Origin of the sequence: Streptomyces sp. NBC_01476, from assembly GCF_036227265.1 — a bacterium.
Lineage (GTDB): Bacteria > Actinomycetota > Actinomycetes > Streptomycetales > Streptomycetaceae > Actinacidiphila.
In genome coordinates, this window is record NZ_CP109446.1 from 6,944,207 (window position 1) to 6,960,982 (window position 16,776).

The following is a 16,776-nucleotide window of genomic DNA, read 5'->3' on the forward strand; positions in this document are numbered from 1 at the left end:
GCGTGAAGGACGGCCGCTGTGAAGAGTCTGGCTCCTGCAGGTCCCGCTGATGCTGCGCTGGACGTGCTGTCCCACTTTCGTGTCCAGTTCTACGACTGCCTCTACAAGCGTGCGGATGCGCTGTTCGAGCTGGCCGACGCGGTGTTGTGCGCCGACGGTCCGGTGACGTCGCTGGCCGAGATCACGCTCACGGCCGAGCACCGGCGCGGGCACGGCGCGATGTACGACGCGGTCAATCACGGCTGGCTGGAGCCGCGCCGCCTGCGCAGGCTCCTGGCTTCCACGCCGCTGCCGCAGGGCGCTGACGGTCGGATCGTCCTCGCCGTCGATGTGAGCAACTGGCTGCGGCACGACGCGCCGACCAGCCCGGACCTGCTGTTCTGCCACGTCTACGGCCGCGGCCGCAGCGCCGACCAGTTCGTTCCCGGCTGGCCGTACTCCTTCGTCGCCGCCCTGGAAACAGGACGCACCTCGTGGACTGCCCTGCTGGACGCGGTTCGCCTGGGGCCGGCCGACGACGCCACCGCGGTGACCGCCGCCCAGCTCCGCGACGTCGTCACCCGCCTGCTGCGAGCCGGCCGGTGGAAGCCCGGTCACCCGGACATCCTCATCGTGATGGACGCCGGCTACGACGTTGCCCGGCTCGCCTACGTCCTGACCGATCTGCCCGTCGAGCTCGTCGGCCGACTGCGCTCGGACCGAGTCATGCTCCGCGATGCCGGCCCCCGCCGCTCCACTCCGCGCGGCGGGCAGCCCCGCAAGCATGGCGGTGTCCTCACCTTCTCCAAACCCGACTCCTGGCACACCCCCGACCAGACCACCGCTCGGGACACCACCCGCTACGGCACGGCCGAAGCCATCTCCTGGGACCGGATGCACCCCCGCCTGCAGGCACGCGGCCCATGGCTCGACCACTGCGGTTAACTCCCCCTGATTCATGGCACGTTGATCCGCCTGAAGGTCGAGCACCTGCCCGGGGACCGCGATGCGAAGCCGGTCTGGCTGTGGTCCTCACGCACCGGTGGGAACGACCGGCCGAACCACGCCGGCTCACCCCCGCACGCGTCCGCCGAGGGTTCCGGCACATCCGCGCGAAGACCACCCGTCCCGCTGGCGTGCCCCAACCCTCCAGGCCCGGCCCAGGACGTCCACCAGGCTCACAAAACCGCAGGCCAGCACCACGCCACGAGCTCGGGAAAACGGTGAAGCGCGTCGAAACCCTCACCGAACACGTCCGCCTGAAACAGCAGCGAGGTTAAACAACAAGCTCGGGCCAGTTTGTTGATCTGCGCTGTGATGCCCTGCTGGGGTAGGCGCGCAGGGGCGTCGGGTTGGGGCGGCATGGAGAAGAAGGTGGCCACGGTCGTTCCGTATCGGATGACGGTGTAGGCGAACTGGGTTGCCGCGGCTGGTCCTTCGTCGTCTGCGGGATGAGGTTCCCCCGCTGTGCGGGAGTGGCTGACTAGCTGGTCAGGGCGGGTTGACGTGGTTTCAGGTTCACCGGTTCGGCCGCTGCCTGGTCGGCGTAGCGCTTCTCCTCGAACTCGATCGGGCTGAGGTAGCCGAGGCGTTTTTGGATGCGTCGGGGGTTGTAGAAGCCGTCGATGTACTCGAAGAGCGCCAGATTGGCTTCGGCCCTGGTCGCGAAGACGCGGCCGCGGATGCACTCGGTCTTAATGATCATCCACAGGTTCTCCGCCAGGGCGTTGTCGAAGGAGTCCCCGACGGAGCCCATGGACGCCCGGATACCCGCTCTGACCAGCCGCGTCGTCAGCTTGATACTCGTATATTGACAGCCGTGATCGGCATGGTGGACCAGTTCGCCCGGGGCGACCTCACGGCTGGCCAGGGCATACTCCAACGAGGACAGGACCAGGTCCGCGTCCGCGCGGGCGGAGGTCTCCCATGCCACGACGCGGCGGGAGAACACGTCGCGGATCGCCGACAGCCACAAAGGCCCCTCCCCGGTGGAGATCATGGTGAGGTCGGTGACCCACAACCGGTTCGGCGCGGGCGCGGTGAAGTCGCGTTGCACGAGGTCAGGGGCGAGATCGGCGTCCGGATCGCGGCGGGTGAACCCCTTGCCGCGGCGGGGGCTGATGCCGACGAGACCGGCCTCGCGCATGAGGCGCTCGACCCGTTTGCGGCCGACGTGCACTCCACCGCGCTTCAAGACGGCATGGACACGGGGCGAGCCGTAGACCCCGCCGGATTCCTCATGGACCTGCCGGATCCGGCCGGTCAGCTCCGTGTCCTGACGGCGCCGTTCACACGGCTCCTTTTCTGCCTGGCGCCAGCGGTAATAGGTGGACGAGGGGATGTGCAGTTCCCGGAGTACGGGCTCGACCCCCAGGTGCGCGTGCTCATCGAGGAGCGCGGTCACCTGGGCCGGGTCGGGTCGAGCTGGGCCGCGAAAAAAGCCGAGGCTGTCCGCAGGACCTCGTTCGCCCGCTTGAGCTGGGCATTCTCCCTGCGCAGGGCGGCCAACTCCTCGCGCTCGGCAGTGGTCAACACGTCCTCCCGTTCGCCGGCGTCGGCCTCGGCCTGGCGGATCCAGTTGCGCAGGGCCTCGTGGTGGACACCGAGATCCTCGGCCATGCGGCGGATCACCGGCTTCGGCTCGGCCGCCCGGTACATCCGCACCGCACGCTCACGCAACTCCAGCGGGTACTTCCTCGGGGCAGGCATCGTCAGGGCTCCTCTCATGAGACCCATCTGACCTGCTGTCACCCTTCCCCGCATCTCGGGGGAACCTCAGGAAGGTTCTGTGTCATGACGTAGGAGATCGCCTGGTCGCCGAGGTGCGGGGCCGGCTGTGTCTTGATGTCTGTGTAGATGTATCTGGTGCCGTAGTCGGACGTGGTGAACGTGGTGCACGAGCGCACCGCGTTCTGCAGGTCGGCGATGGTTTTGGGGGCTTCGGTTTCCTTGTACGAGGCCAGGGCAATTGTGGTGGCGGGTTGTCCGTCTGTGGGGGAGCGGGCTTCCTCGATGACCCGTGCGACCGGCTGGTAGCCGCTGATGTACTGGGTCATGTCATAGAGCGGCCGGCACGGCGCCGGGACGGGCCGGGGCCGTTGGCTGACGTCCTTCACCCCGGACGGGAGGCCCTTCCCGGCCAGGAAGTTGAAGGTGAACCCTTTCAGGTCCGCCGCCCCTATCCCCGCCTGCTCCAGTTCCCGCTGTCCGAGCACCCTCGCCGGGACCTTCGTTGTAGGAGCCACCTGCTCCTTGCCGTCGCGGGGGCCCTCCGCTCCGCATGCGCCGACCGTCCCCACCACCACCAGGGCGTGTTGCGAAAGTGGATCAAGGCCGTGGGTGATCACGTTTCGTGGGGCGTGGAGATCTGACGAGCGGCCAGTGGGCCCGGCTGGAGCCGTTGTTGCCGACGGGCGAGAAGCCGGGCCGTCCGCAGACGTGGACGCGGCGGCAGCTGATCGACGGCATACGGTGGCGGACCAGGGCCGGTGCGCCGTGGGCGACGTGCCGGAGCGGTACGGGCCGTGGGACCGGGCCTACGACCTGTTCCGGCGCTGGCAGCGGGACGGCACCTGGAAGCAGATCTTTGTACAGCTGCAGGCCGAGGCCGACGCGAAGGGCCTGATCACCTGGGACGCCAGCGTGGCCTGCGCCGGCGTGGCATCCGCTGCACGATCCCGGAGAAGGCCGACCAGGTCCGCAACCGTAAGAAGCGTGGCTCGCGCGGCGGTCGGCCGCCGAAGTTCGACAAGGCCGACTACAAGGAGCGCCACGCGGTGGAGTGCGGGATCAATCGCCTCAAGCGTCACCGGGCTGTGGCTACGAGATACGACAAGCCCGCCGTCCGATACGAGGCAACCGTGCTGGTCGCAGCCATCAACGAGTGGCTGTGACCCCTCACACGGCACGCTCCATGCACACCAGTTGATCCCGTTCCTCCCACGATTCAGCGACGGTGAAACCGAACCGCTCGTACAGGGCCATGGCACCTGCCCGCCACTTCCATACCGACAGCCGTACCGTGCTGACGCCGCTTTCCGCGGAATGCGCAAGCGCGGCGCTGACCAGGCCGGACGCGATGCCCCGGCTCCGGAATGCCGGGTCTGTCCAGAGCCTCTTGAGCTCTGACCGGCCGCCTACTGGGGCGGTCACCACCAGGCAGCCCACGGCTGTGACGCCACTCAGAGCGATCAGCACGACATCGTCAGCAAACGCGGCCCACGGGTCCAAGATTTCCGCCCGGTAGCGGTCCGGCAACCCGTCCACATCGACGACCGCCTCGCCCTTCTCTGCCTCCGTCCGCAGATGGTAAGCCGCCAGCAACCCGGCCAACCGATCCACGGAAGGGCCCTGACCTGGCCAGCGGACGACGACAACCTCGCGTTGATCAGTCATTGCGCCAGCATCACACGACCCGTACCAGACACCGAATGGGCCCCTTGATCCACTTTCGCAACACGCCCCGGTACACCAACCGCCGCGAATGTCCGCGATGCCTTGCCACCCATGGTCCCCACCCTCTTTCGACGTATCCGACCACGCGGCTGCCAGGCTGCCGAGCTGCCCGCGGCTGTGAACGGAGACAAAGGTCGCACAACCTGAAGGCTGTTGTGACCGGGGTGGGGAATGGCGGGTCCAGGAGATTGCCGGGCGGGCAACGGCAGTTCGGCTGTGCGAGGACAGCTGAACGTGGAAACATCCCGTTTCGTCAGATGAGCAGAACATGGAGTTTATTTTGGCCTTTGATCTCATTGATATAAATTGAATGCATTTCTGGGTCCGCTCGATGTCTTGCGGAATGCCGTCCGCCGGTTTGCAATGGCTTGACGTGGGCCGTGGTTCGCCTTGACTTCATGTTTGAACATCCTTGTGACGCACATCACCTGATGAAGCCATCCGCTTTCTATGGTTTGCGCTCCATAAGGCCGCATGCGAGCCTCTGGATCCTGCACCTACCTGAGGCGTTGACTGCGAGCCGCGGATTTTTCTGTGTACGTCCTGAGGGGGGACTGTGCAGGGGTGGGGATCGGGGCGGCGGACTGCCGTCATGCGGATTGTGGGGTCATTGGCGGGACTTGTGGTGCTCGTGGGGCTGGGTGTATCGGCGCCGGCCGCGATAGCGGCTCCGTCCGGGACGGTGGCCGGCGCTCCGCATCCGCAGTCGGTGTCTTCGGTGGATTCTTCCGGTGCGGTGACGGAGGACGAGGCGATTGCCGAGGCTGCTCGGGATGGCTCGAACGTCGAGGTGATGTCGCTGCGCGGTGAGTCGAGCGAGACGTACGCGACGCCGGCGGGGCATTTGCAGGTGGTGGAGCATCTGCGGCCGGTGCGGGCCCGGGTGGATGGGCAGTGGAAGCCGGTGGACACCGACTTGGAGGCACGTTCGGACGGGTCGGTCGGTCCGAAGGTCACGTCGGTGGCGATGGGTTTCTCCGGTGGTGGTGGTACGCAGCCGCTGATCACGCTGCGGCAGGCGGGGCGGACGCTGAGCCTGAAGTGGCCGGGTGCGCTGCCGGTGCCGGTGCTCGACGGTGACACCGCGACGTATCCGGATGTGCTGCCGGATGTGGACCTCCAGGTCCGCGCCGACGTGGATGGCGTGTCGGAAGTACTGGTCGTGAAGAGCGCGCAGGCGGCGGCGAATCCGCAGCTCGCGGAGGTACACCTCGCCGTGGGCTCTGACGGTCTGTCGGTCGGTGAGACCCCCGACGGCGGGCTGCGGGCGGTCGACCGGGGCGCGGGCGGCACGGTCTTCGAGGCGCCTCAGCCGTTGATGTGGGACTCCAGTACAGCGGCGGGTGAACCTTCCCCGGCAACGGGGGCGCGTACTGCGGTGGCTCCGGCAGCCGCCCCGGCTGACGGGCCGGGTGATTCCGGCCGGGTGGCTCCGGTTGACCTGTCGGTGGCGCCCGGGGGCGGTGAGCTGATGCTGACGCCGGATCAGGAGTTGCTGGGGACTGCACAGTATCCGGTCTACATCGATCCGCAGTTCTCCTCGCCGAAGGCGAGCAGCTGGACGATGGTGTCCCGGTACTGGGCCTCATCGCCGCAGTGGAAGTTCAACGGTGATTCCGACGCGGGGGTCGGCTACTGCGCTGGTGACAGCCGCTGCGCGCCCGAAGACCTCAAGCGGCTGCTCTACCAGGTGCCGACGTCCGCGTTCGCGGGCAAGTCCATCTTGTCGGCGGAGTTCGTGGCGCACGAGACGCACTCATACAGCTGCGACGCGCGCAATGTGGAGGTGTGGCGGACGAAGGGCATCTCCTCGTCCACCACCTGGAACTCGCAACTGGCCTCGGGTTTCTGGATCGACAAGCTGCAGACGGTGAACACCGCCCATGGCTACACCGGTTGCGCGGCGGGGGATATCGAGTTCTCGGTGCTGCGGGCGGTGCAGCAGGCTTCGGCGAACAGCTGGTCGTCGACGACCTTCGGTCTGAAGGCGACGAACGAGAGCGACGCATACAGCTGGAAGAGGTTCTCCGACGATGCTTTTCTGCGGGTGGAGTACAACCGGCCGCCGAGGCAGATCGCGATGTCGCAGCTGACCATGGACCCGGGCGGTTCCTGTGTCAGCGCGAGCAATCCCAAGCGGGTCCGGATCCTGCCGAAGCTGATCGCGAACAACGTCACGGATCCCGACGGCGACACGGTGCGTGTGCAGTTCGGCGCATCGTGGGACACCGGTGACGGCAAAGGCAACGTCATGCGGTGGAGTACGGCGTTCCAGCCGGCCAAGGCGTCAGGTTCGGATTTCAGCGTCACCATGCCGTCCAGCACTCCGAAGAACAAGATGATCGGCTGGTACGCCCGTTCCTACGACGGTGCCCAGTACTCGCCGTGGTCCTACGACGGTTCCGCGGTGACCTGCGCCACCATCTACGACACGTCGGTGCCGGACGGCCCCGGCGTGGTGTCCGGGCAGTACCCGCGGTCGGATCCCGAGAACCCGAACGACCCGTGGACGGACGGTGTCGGACGCTACGGGACGTTCACGGTCGACTCGGCCGCCACGGACGTTGTGAAGTACTGGTACGGCATCAACGGCGACCCGACCAGCGCCCACACCGTGACCACCACCGCGGGCGGCGCGGTGAACATCAAGATGATGCCGACGAAGTCGGGCGTCAACTTCGTCACTGCGCAGGCCTTCGACGCGGCGGGCAACGGCAGCCAGATCAGCACCTACCAGTTCCGGGTGCGAGCCGGCCAGCCCGACCGGCTGTCACTGGACCTGAACGAGCCGGCCGGGTCGACGGCGGTCAGCGGCAGCGGCGGTGCGTGGAACGCCGACCTGCACGGCGGCGCGGCGACCGTCGCAGACGAAAGCGGCGGCTCCGACCGCCGGCTGCATCTCAACGGGACGGACGGTTACGCCGCCACCGATTCCCCGGTGACCAATACCGGCAAGAGCTTCTCGGTGTCGGTGTGGGCGAAGCTGCCGGCCACCGAGCCGGCGCTGCCGGTGACGGCACTGTCGGAGTCGGGTCAGTACACCAGCGGCTACCAGCTCTACTACTCGCCGGCCAACCACGGCTGGGTGTTCGCCCGGTTCACCTCCGACAACTCCGCGGGCCAGGGCTTCGTCACCGCGGCCCAGCCGGCCTGCCCGGCAGGGGACACCTCTTGCAGGACGGGCCGGCTGGGAACCTGGACTCATGTGGCGGGTGTGTTCGACAACACCGCCGGTGCACTCAGGCTCTACATCAACGGGACGCTTGCCGCGACCACGCCCTACACCAGTCCCTGGGATGCGCGTGGCCGGACCCTGATCGGGGCATCGGCGCAGAACGGCGTCCTGAGCGGCTTTTTCTCCGGAGACCTGAACGACGCCGAACTCTACGACTACCAGTTGACGGACGCCGAGGTGACGCTGCTGGCCGGTCATCAGGCGATTACGACGGTGGGACGGCCGGCCAAGCTGATCTGGTCGTTCGACGACGCCGACAACGCCACCACGGTGGTGGGACGGGCTCAGCCGGTCACCGCTGCCCTGCACGGCGGGCCGGTCCTCGGCGGTGACGGAGTCGACAAGACCGCGCTGAACTTCGACGGTGCGGACGACTACGCCCAGAACAGTCAGCCGATCCTCGACACCTTCCAGAGCTTCTCGGTGTCCTTCTGGGCCCGGGCGGCGAACGAGGACCGCACCGCCGTCGCGGTCCACCAGGCCGGCGTGGCCAACCGCGGCTTCGAGATCTATCACAACCCGACCGGCTGGGTGTTCCAGCGGGCCACGTCGGACACCGCCGACTCCCCGCTGGCCCGCGCCCAGCAGCAGGCTTGCCCGGCCGGACAGCCCACCTGCGCGGCCGCACATCTGGGCCAGTGGACCCATGTGGTCTCCGTCTACGACATCGACACCGCCGACATGCACCTCTACGTCGACGGTGTCCAGGTGGCGACAGCACCCTTCACCACCCCCTGGCTGGCCACCGGCGTGCTCACCCTGGGCGCCTCCAACTACCCCTCGGGCATGTCCAACCGCTTCAAGGGCGACCTGGACGACTTCCAGCTCTACGACCGGGCGCTGTCCACGGACGAGATCACTAACCTGTTCAAGCAGAATCCAGTGGTCAAGGGCCGTTGGCAGTTCGAGTCGGCAAGCGGCACCCCGGCCACGTCGCCCGACGCGTCCCCCGGCAACCGGCCCGCGACCCTGTACAACGGTGCCAAGATCGACACCGGCTGGGTCGACAGCAACGCCCTCAACCTCGACGGCGTGGACGACTACGCGGCCACCGGCAGCGTGCCGATCGACACCAGCCACAGCTTCACCGTCACCGCCTGGGCACAGATGCCCTACGACGACGGCACGAGCGGCGACCCGCCACAACCGCTGGCGCTCATCAGCCAAGAGGGCAATGTGAACAGCGCCTTCACCATCCAGTACGTCCCTGCCGCGGGCCCGACGGCCCCAGGACACTGGCAGATCAAGATGCCCAACGTCGACAGCACTGACCCACAACTCCTGACCAACCTCACGGCAGACAACGCACTTTCCGACACCGGTGCCGGCAGCTGGACCCCGGTGGCGCTGACCTACGACGCATTTGCCGGGCAGATGCGGCTCTATGTCAACGGGGAACTTCAGCAGTCCGTATGCCCCGACAGCGACGGCGACGGCACCTCGGACGACCCGTCCTGTACCGACACCGTCTCGTGGGCGTCGAACGCGATCGGTTTCAACGCGACCAAGTCGCTCCAGATCGGCCGGGCCAAGACCGGCGGCACCTGGGGTGAGTACTGGTCCGGCTCCATCGACGACGTCTGGGCCTTCCAAGGCGTCCTTACCCAAGCACAGGTGCAGCAGCTGGCATTGGGACTCTCTGGCAAACCCACCACGGTCCCCAGCGGCTCATGACCGAATCCGGCCCGGAAAGAGCCCGGCTCCCGCCCCGCCTGTCGAAGTGCCCCGATCGGAACTGACCACTATCCGCTGTGACATCCCTGCGTCGGCCGCGTGTCAGCGCGCTGATGCCCTCTCTGCGCTGAGGAGCCCGGAGTCGATGAACCTGGTGATGGCAAGTCCGCCGCGGCGTCGGCTGCGGAAACAGCTGGTGCGCCGGCTGGCGCTCGCGGTGTCGGCGGTGCTCGTCGGCTCGCTCCTGCAGACATCCGCGGCAGTGGCGGTGGATCCGTCCACCGGCCGGCCCCAGGTGGTGGAGCCCGACAAGCCGCTCGCAGTCCACCCGGTGAAGGGGACGCCGCGGCGGTCGGACACCCTCGCCAAGGGGCCCGCACACGACCCTGCGGCGGCGTGGCCGGTGGCGGGTTCGGCGTCGGGTGTGATGCCGAAGGCCGCCGCGGGCAAAGCCGTGGGCCATACCGCGCTGGCCGGCCTCCCGGTGGCCCTGCGCGCACCCCACTCCGCATCGGCCACGTCGTCCCAGGCTCCCGCGCCGTCTTCCGCGCAGGTGACCGTCGAGAGCCGTGCGGCCGCGCAGAAGGCGGGTGTGGACGGCATGCTGTTCACCGCCCGGCGTGCTGACGCCAAGGCGGAGGCGGGCACTGTCGGCATTGAGGTGGACTACGGGAAGTACGCGCAGGGATTCGGCGGTAATTACGGTGCCCGCCTGCACCTCGTGCGGCTCCCGGCGTGTGCGCTGACGACGCCGGATGTCGCCTCGTGTCGTACCCAGACGCCGGTTGCGGCAGTGAATGATGCGGCGCACCAGACACTGACAGCGGACGCCGTGCCGGTGCCCGCCGCCACCCCTGCGGCAACCAATTCCACGGCAACTGGCTCCTCTCTCGCCAGCCGCGCTTCGCCCCAGGCGACCGTTCTCGCCGTAACTGCGGGGACTTCCGGTGACGGCGGGGACTTCAAGGCCACCTCGCTCTCTCCGTCCGCGACCTGGCAGACAAAACTCAACTCCGGCTCGTTTGCCTGGACGTACAACATTCCGGTGCCGTCGGTGCCGGGCGGGCTGGAGCCCCAGGTGGGGCTTGCCTACGATTCGGGGCAGATCGACGGCCGTACGTCGAACAGCAACAACCAGGCGTCGTGGGTCGGTGACGGTTTCGACCTGTGGCCGGGTTATATCGAGCGCAGTTACAAACCGTGTGGAGACGATGGTGCCGTCGCGGATGCGAACGGCGTCAAGCCGGGCGACCAGTGCTGGGCGTATGACAACGCGACGCTCAGCATGAGCGGTCACGGCGGTCAGTTGGTCCCGGCCGGGTCCAACACGTGGAAGTTGAAGCAGGACGACGGGACCCGGGTCGAGAAGCTCACCGGCTCCTCCACCGACGTGCGGGACAACGGCGACAACGACCAGGAGTACTGGAGGGTCACCACGACCGACGGTACGCAGTACTACTTCGGCTACAACAAGCTGCCGGGCTGGACCGCGGGTAACGAGGTCACGGACTCGACGTGGACGGTGCCGGTCTTCGGCAACAACGCGGACGAGCCCTGCCATGCGTCCACGTTTGCGGCGTCGTGGTGCCAGCAGGCGTACCGCTGGAACCTCGACTACGTGGTCGACACCCACGGCGACGCGATCGCCTACTACTACGACAAGGAGACCAACTCCTACGGCCGTGACCTGAAGGCTACGGACGACACCCCGTACACGCGGGGCGGCACCCTGGACCGGATCGAGTACGGGCTGCGCAGCAGCAGCGTCTACTCCGCCAAGCCGCTGGCGAAGGTGGACTTCACCTCCTCGGAGCGGTGCCTGCCGGTCACAGGGGTGACGTGTGCCGCGGACACCATCGGGACCAACTCCTTCTACTGGTACGACACGCCCTGGGACCAGAACTGCGACGCCGGCAAGGACTGCAACGCGACGTACTCGCCGACCTTCTGGACCCGCAAGCGGCTGACCTCCGTCACCACACAGCTGCTGAACTCCTCCGGTGCCTACACTGATGTCGATTCCTGGGCGCTTGCCCAGAAGTGGGGCATGGCGGACATCGATTATCAGCTGCTGCTGGACTCGATTCAGCACACGGGCAAGTCCGCCACCCCCAACATCACGCTCCCCAAGGTGCAGTTGCTGTACGAGCAGGACGCCAACCGGCTGGACAAGGAGGGTGACGGCACCGCGCCGTTCATCAAGGACCGCCTGCACACGATCATCGACGAGTCCGGCGGGCAGATCGACGTCAACTACAAACCGGCGGAATGCGACTGGAACAACCTGCCTACGCCGGAGACGAACACCACTCGCTGCTTCCCGCAGTACACCGTGGCCTCGGGTGACACCGATCCGTCGCTGCAGTGGTTCAACAAGTACGTGGTCGACTCAGTCACCCAGACCGACCGCACCAACGCCTCACCCGACATGATCACCAGGTACGACTACCTGGACGGGGCAGCGTGGCACTACGCGGACGACGACGGTCTGACCAAGGAGAAGTACAAGACCTGGTCCCAGTGGCGCGGTTACCGGCACGTCCGGGTCGAGACCGGTGACACTGCGTCCATGAAGTCGCAGGCGGATCACTATTTTCTGCGCGGCATGAACGGCGACCGGCTCAATTCCTCGGGTGGGAGCAGGACCGTCACCCTCGACAACGGCGAGGGTGCTCAACTCACCGACTGGGAAGCCCTGCCTGGGTTCGAGTACCGCACCGAGTCGTACTCAGGACCGGGCGGCCACATCCTCGTCAAGACTGTCAGTCACGGCTGGTTTCACCAGAGCGCCAGCGAGACGCACAGCTGGGGTACGGTCACTGCCAATCTCGCGGGCACCGACCGCAGTGACTCGTACACCTCGCTGGACGACGGCGCGGGCACCAAGTGGCGGCAGACCACGACCAAGAACTCCCTGGACACGGTGGCCGGCCGGATTACACAGACCAATGACCTGGGTCAGAGCGACATCGCCGGTGACGACCACTGCGTACGGACCACATATGCGGACAACACCGAAGAGAATCTGCTGACCCTGCCGTCGCGGGTGGAGACCGTCGCAGTCAACTGCGATGCTGAGCCGGACCGGAAGACGCAGGTGATCTCCGACACCCGCACCGCGTACGACGGCTCTGACTACACTGCCGCTCCGACCAAGGGCGATGCCAGCTTCACTGCGACGCTGAAGTCGCACGACGGCACCACAGGCACGTACTTGGAGTCGGGTGCCACCTTCGATGGTTACGCCCGGAAGCTCACCGTCACCGACCTGACGGCTGATGTAAGGGCAACCAACACCGGTACTCCGGCGCGAACGTCCCGTACCGACGGCCTCACCTCGACCACTGTCTACACTCCCGCCACTGGTTCTCCGACATCGATGACGGTCACCAGCCCGCCGGCGGTGAAGGCCACGCCGAGCAGTGCGGAGACCACCACCACGACGGTCGACCCTCTGCGAGGGGCACCGACCGTCGTCACGGACACCAATGGTCGCCACACGGACTACGTGTACGACGCACTGGGCCGGGTGCTGAGGACCTGGTTGCCGGACCGGGCCACCAATCACAGCCTGACCCCGAACTACCAGTACGTGTACACGGTCACCGACGGAGTACCGGTCGCGGTCGCCACGAAGACGGTGAACAACGACGGCAGCCAGGACACCGCGTACACGATCTACGACGGGTTCCTGCGGCCGCGGCAGGTTCAGGGGCCAGGTCCCAGCGGCGGCAGCGTGATCGCTGACACCTTCTACGACGGACGTGGGCTGGTCACCAAGGAGTTCGCCCCGTACTACGTGACACGGGCAGTGTCCGGGACCCTGGTGGGGCTCGATGACGCGCTGTCGGTAGAGACCCAGGCGTGGCACACCTACGACGGGCTCGGCCGGGAGACCCAGCTCAAGCACGTGGCGGGCAATGGCGACGGCGGGCCGGTACTGGACACAACGACCACGACGTACAGCGGCGACCGCACCACCGTCGTCCCACCGACCGGCGGTACCACCACAACGACGCTCACCGACGCCCGGGGCCAGACAACAGAGTTGTGGCAGTACCCCACCACCCAGCCGATCGGCACCCCGTACAAGACGAAGTACACCTACACGCCCACCGGCGATCCCGCGACGCTGACCGGTCCGGACGGCGCCGTTTGGTCGTACAGCTACGACCAACTCGGCCGGAAGGTCAAGGCGGTGGATCCCGACACGGGCACCAGCAGCTCCCTGTACGACGATCGAGACCAACTGGTCAGGACGACGGATGCGCTCACACAGACGCTGGCGTACGCCTACGACGACCTGGGCCGCCGGACCGAGGAGCATTCCGGCTCCCTCACCGGTCCGAAACTGGCGAGTTGGACGTACGACGGGGTCGCCGGCGCGAAGGGCGAGCCGAGCTCGTCCACGCGCTACGACGGGACCAAGCAGTACACGACGACGGTCAACGCGTACGACGCGCTCTACCGGGTCACCCGGTCGACGACCGTCATCCCGGCCGACGAGGGCGCGCTGCAGGGCAGTTACCAGCAGAACACCCGGTACAACTCCGATGGCACCGTGCAGAGCACCGGTTTCCCGGCCGAAGGCTCGCTGCCGGCCGAGGGAGTCGTCATCAGCTACGACACTCTGCACCGTCCCGTTTCCGTCACCGGTGACACCTCCTACCTGAAGAACGTCATCTACAGCAACACCGGCAGGCCCCTGCAGTACGAACTCGGCGTCGGCGGCGACAAGACATGGCTGACCGACACCTATGAGTGGGGCACCCAGCGGCTGTCCACCTCGCGGGTGGACCGGGAGAACGTGCCCGGTGTCGACCGGTTCACGACCTACGGCTACGACCAGGTCGGCAACGTCCTGTCGATGGCGGACACCTCACGGGACGGTACCGACAACCAGTGCTTCCGCTATGACACGTTGCAGCGGCTGACCGAGGCCTGGGCGCAGGGCGCCGCCGGGTGCGCAACGGCTCCCTCTGCCTCCCTGCTCGGTGGCCCGGCACCGTACTGGCAGTCGTACACCTACAACCCCGACGGAAGCCGGGCCACCGAGAAGGATCACGACGCGACCGGCAACACCAACCTGGATGTCGCCAAGGCGTACACCTATCCCGGCGCCTCGCAGTCGCGGCCGCACAGCCTCACCCAGGTCGACACCACCGGCCCCAACGGCGGCACCGGCCAGGACGTCTACACGTACGATGACGCGGGCAACACCACCATCCGTGATGTTGGCGGCGACAGTCAGACGATGCAGTGGGACGTCGAGGGGCACCTGGCGTCCATCAAGGACGCCAGCGGCACCACATCGTATCTGTACGACCCGGACGGCAGTCGGCTGATTCAGCGCACCCCGACCCATACCACGCTGTACCTCGGCGGTGCCGAGATCACCCTTGCCAAGGGCGCCGTCAAGTCGACCGTCACCCGCTACATCGACCTCGGCGGCGGCTCAGCGGCGGTCCATGCCGACGACGGCAAGGTGTCGTTCGTCGTCCCCGACCACCAGGGGACAGGCCAACTGGCCATCGACGCGGCAACGTTGAGCATGCGGCAGCGGCGCACAACGCCGTTCGGGCAAGTACGCGGGACGGCGCCGACCGCCTGGCCGGGCGACAAGGGCTTCGTCGGCGGGACCGAGGACGCCACCGGGCTGACGCATCTCGGCGCACGTGAATACGACCCGGACACCGGCCGGTTCATCAGCGTCGACCCCCTGCTCAATGCCGGCGACCCGCAGTCCCTCAACGGCTACGTCTACGCCGACAACAACCCGTCGAGGTTCTCCGATCCGGCCGGCACCGAGGTCGGTTCCAAGCCCAACTCCTGCCAATACGACCTGAAGTACTGCACGCCGGAGGTGCAGCAACAGGTCGGCTACAACCCGAATACCGGCACCGCGACCCCGCCGCCTCCGCCACAGCCGACGCCGGAGCAGCAGATCCAGGCGTGGATCAAACAGATGACGCCGAGCTCGAATGCGGACGGTCAGCTCATGAGCTGGTGGTCCGGATACACCGGCCTCAACACCACCGGCCCCTACTGGGAACCCACCATCAACGGTGTCGGCAATCTCTGCTTCGGGCTCCTGGGCTGCAAAAAGGCCTATGACTTCCTCCAGAGTCACGACGGATCAAAGGCAAACGTCGCAAAGGCGAAGAAGATCGCTGCGACGTACTGCGTCGACCACTTGCCTGATTGCCAGCACGACGCCGCGGGCTACCAGCTCAGCCTCGAGCTGTGGGGGTCGGTCCAAGACATCATCCTCGCCCGCGAGGGCCTCAAAAAGGGCGGGCCGTGCAGCTTCACCGGTGAAACACCGGTCCTGCTGGAGGACGGCACGACCAAACCCATCGACGCCATCGAAAACGGCGACAAGGTGGAGGCCGCTGATCCCGGTGACGGCAAGCACCGCGGGGGCCGCAGAGTCGCGGCCACTCACATCAACCGCGACGCCGATCTGGTCGACGTGACCATCCGTGCCGCCGACGGCTCCACCTACACCGTCCACACCACCGCCAACCACCCCTTCTGGGATGACACCACCCGCACCTGGACCTCGGCCGGCACCCTGACTCCGGGCCACACCCTCAACACGGCGACCGACCAGCACGTATTCATCTTCTCGATCCACCGCGTCCTCAGCCCCTCAGAGGACATGTACAACCTCACCGTCGACGGCCTTCACACGTACTATGTACTCGCGGGCAGCACGCCAGTATTGGTGCACAATTCTGGCGGAGACGACGGCTTGGTCACGGTTGGGCGCTGGATGTCGACTGATGAATATCAAAAGATGATGGCCACGGGAATGGTACAACCGGGCGCTGGCGACAGGACCTTTGTTGTGTATCCTGCGAGCAAGGATGCCTATATTTCCGCGAGGCCAGGGTCCGTCTACGTGGAGTTCGATGTGCCGCAATCGCAGCTTTCACCTGGCGGGCGCCCGGGGGACTACAAGCTCTCCGGGCCGGGTTCCCTCGACGCTCGACTGGCTGCGCGTAAGGGCCTTCCTGCGCCGGAGTTGCCCGCTGCAAAGAATATTCAACTTGGAGGTAGTCCAGGATGCTCGTAGGTCCATCCATGCTGCAGGACGCGCGCGAGTGGATCGATGCACAGTCTGATGTAATTCGCCAGAATGGCCTACTTCTGGAGGTGAATTCATCTCCAGAAGACCGAGTCAAGCAGTCCATCCAATGGGTTTTGGAAGGGCCGGAACGGATTGGGGAGATAATTCTCTGGGAGACGGGTGAGGCGGAAATCAGTTTCGCTTCAATTGGGACTGGTGAAGTTCGCCCGGAGCATCGAGATATTCAGACCGCCTCCGAATTGGAATCGGCTTTGACTGCCGTTTTTGATTGGGTAGCGAACGTAGCTCTTTAGAATATTTATCGATTCTTGAGAGACAGCCCAGAGGCCTCACCGGATTC

General features: G+C 66.5%; 8 protein-coding genes and 2 pseudogenes. 5 read left to right on the top strand and 5 right to left on the bottom strand.

Annotated features, from left to right (window positions below; genetic code table 11):
- The first annotated feature begins 57 nt into the window (after nucleotides 1–57).
- Nucleotides 58–1,259, top strand: a pseudogene (locus tag OG552_RS30315) (transposase).
- Here OG552_RS30315 and OG552_RS30320 read toward each other — a convergent pair.
- The 4 genes from OG552_RS30320 to OG552_RS30335 all read right to left on the bottom strand — a co-directional run bounded on the left by OG552_RS30320 (nucleotide 1,158) and on the right by OG552_RS30335 (nucleotide 3,224).
- On the bottom strand, nucleotides 1,158–1,361 hold the full coding sequence (locus OG552_RS30320) for a hypothetical protein (protein ID WP_329141407.1): 204 nt from the start codon (nucleotides 1,359–1,361) through the stop codon (nucleotides 1,158–1,160). The pseudogene OG552_RS30315 and the gene OG552_RS30320 overlap by 102 nt on opposite strands.
- Nucleotides 1,362–1,462: 101 nt before the next feature.
- Nucleotides 1,463–2,383 carry an IS3 family transposase gene (locus OG552_RS30325; protein WP_329128447.1) on the bottom strand — a complete coding sequence of 307 codons (921 nt, stop codon included), beginning with the start codon at nucleotides 2,381–2,383 and terminating at the stop codon, nucleotides 1,463–1,465.
- Complete coding sequence (locus tag OG552_RS30330; RefSeq protein ID WP_329128445.1) at nucleotides 2,380–2,688, bottom strand: transposase; 309 nt, start codon at nucleotides 2,686–2,688, stop codon at nucleotides 2,380–2,382. Before OG552_RS30330 ends, OG552_RS30325 begins: the two co-directional genes overlap by 4 nt.
- A gap of 38 nt (nucleotides 2,689–2,726) precedes the next feature.
- Nucleotides 2,727–3,224 (bottom strand): hypothetical protein, encoded by a 498-nt coding sequence (locus OG552_RS30335; RefSeq protein ID WP_329138310.1) that lies wholly within the window; start codon nucleotides 3,222–3,224, stop codon nucleotides 2,727–2,729.
- A 107-nt stretch (nucleotides 3,225–3,331) separates the two neighbouring features.
- On the opposite strand from OG552_RS30335, the pseudogene OG552_RS30340 reads away from it, so the two are divergent.
- A pseudogene (locus OG552_RS30340) lies at nucleotides 3,332–3,872 on the top strand (transposase).
- A 4-nt stretch (nucleotides 3,873–3,876) separates the two neighbouring features.
- On the opposite strand, the gene OG552_RS30345 reads toward OG552_RS30340, so the two are convergent.
- Nucleotides 3,877–4,374, bottom strand: a complete 498-nt coding sequence (locus OG552_RS30345) for a GNAT family N-acetyltransferase (RefSeq protein WP_329138311.1) — start codon at nucleotides 4,372–4,374, stop codon at nucleotides 3,877–3,879.
- 796 nt (nucleotides 4,375–5,170) lie between these two features.
- Here OG552_RS30345 and OG552_RS30350 point away from each other — a divergent pair.
- The 3 genes from OG552_RS30350 to OG552_RS30360 all read left to right on the top strand — a co-directional run bounded on the left by OG552_RS30350 (nucleotide 5,171) and on the right by OG552_RS30360 (nucleotide 16,729).
- The gene (locus OG552_RS30350; RefSeq protein WP_329138313.1) at nucleotides 5,171–9,343 is read left to right on the top strand and encodes a LamG-like jellyroll fold domain-containing protein; all 4,173 of its coding nucleotides are present in this window, start codon (nucleotides 5,171–5,173) and stop codon (nucleotides 9,341–9,343) included.
- Between the two features lie 145 nt (nucleotides 9,344–9,488).
- On the top strand, nucleotides 9,489–16,421 hold the full coding sequence (locus tag OG552_RS30355; RefSeq protein ID WP_329138315.1) for a TreTu family toxin: 6,933 nt from the start codon (nucleotides 9,489–9,491) through the stop codon (nucleotides 16,419–16,421).
- Nucleotides 16,422–16,429: 8 nt separating this feature from the next.
- Nucleotides 16,430–16,729: an immunity protein TriTu family protein gene (locus OG552_RS30360; RefSeq protein WP_329138317.1), complete on the top strand. Its 300-nt coding sequence runs from the start codon at nucleotides 16,430–16,432 to the stop codon at nucleotides 16,727–16,729.
- The last annotated feature ends 47 nt before the right edge of the window (nucleotides 16,730–16,776 follow it).

What these genes read in the sequence shown, in the direction of transcription:
- OG552_RS30360 (WP_329138317.1), top strand. Translation starts at nt 16,430, where the DNA reads ATGCTGCAGGACGCGCGCGAGTGGATCGATGCACAGTCTGATGTAATT.
- OG552_RS30345 (WP_329138311.1), bottom strand. Translation starts at nt 4,374, where the DNA reads ATGACTGATCAACGCGAGGTTGTCGTCGTCCGCTGGCCAGGTCAGGGC.
- OG552_RS30330 (WP_329128445.1), bottom strand. Translation starts at nt 2,688, where the DNA reads ATGCCTGCCCCGAGGAAGTACCCGCTGGAGTTGCGTGAGCGTGCGGTG.
- OG552_RS30355 (WP_329138315.1), top strand. Translation starts at nt 9,489, where the DNA reads ATGAACCTGGTGATGGCAAGTCCGCCGCGGCGTCGGCTGCGGAAACAG.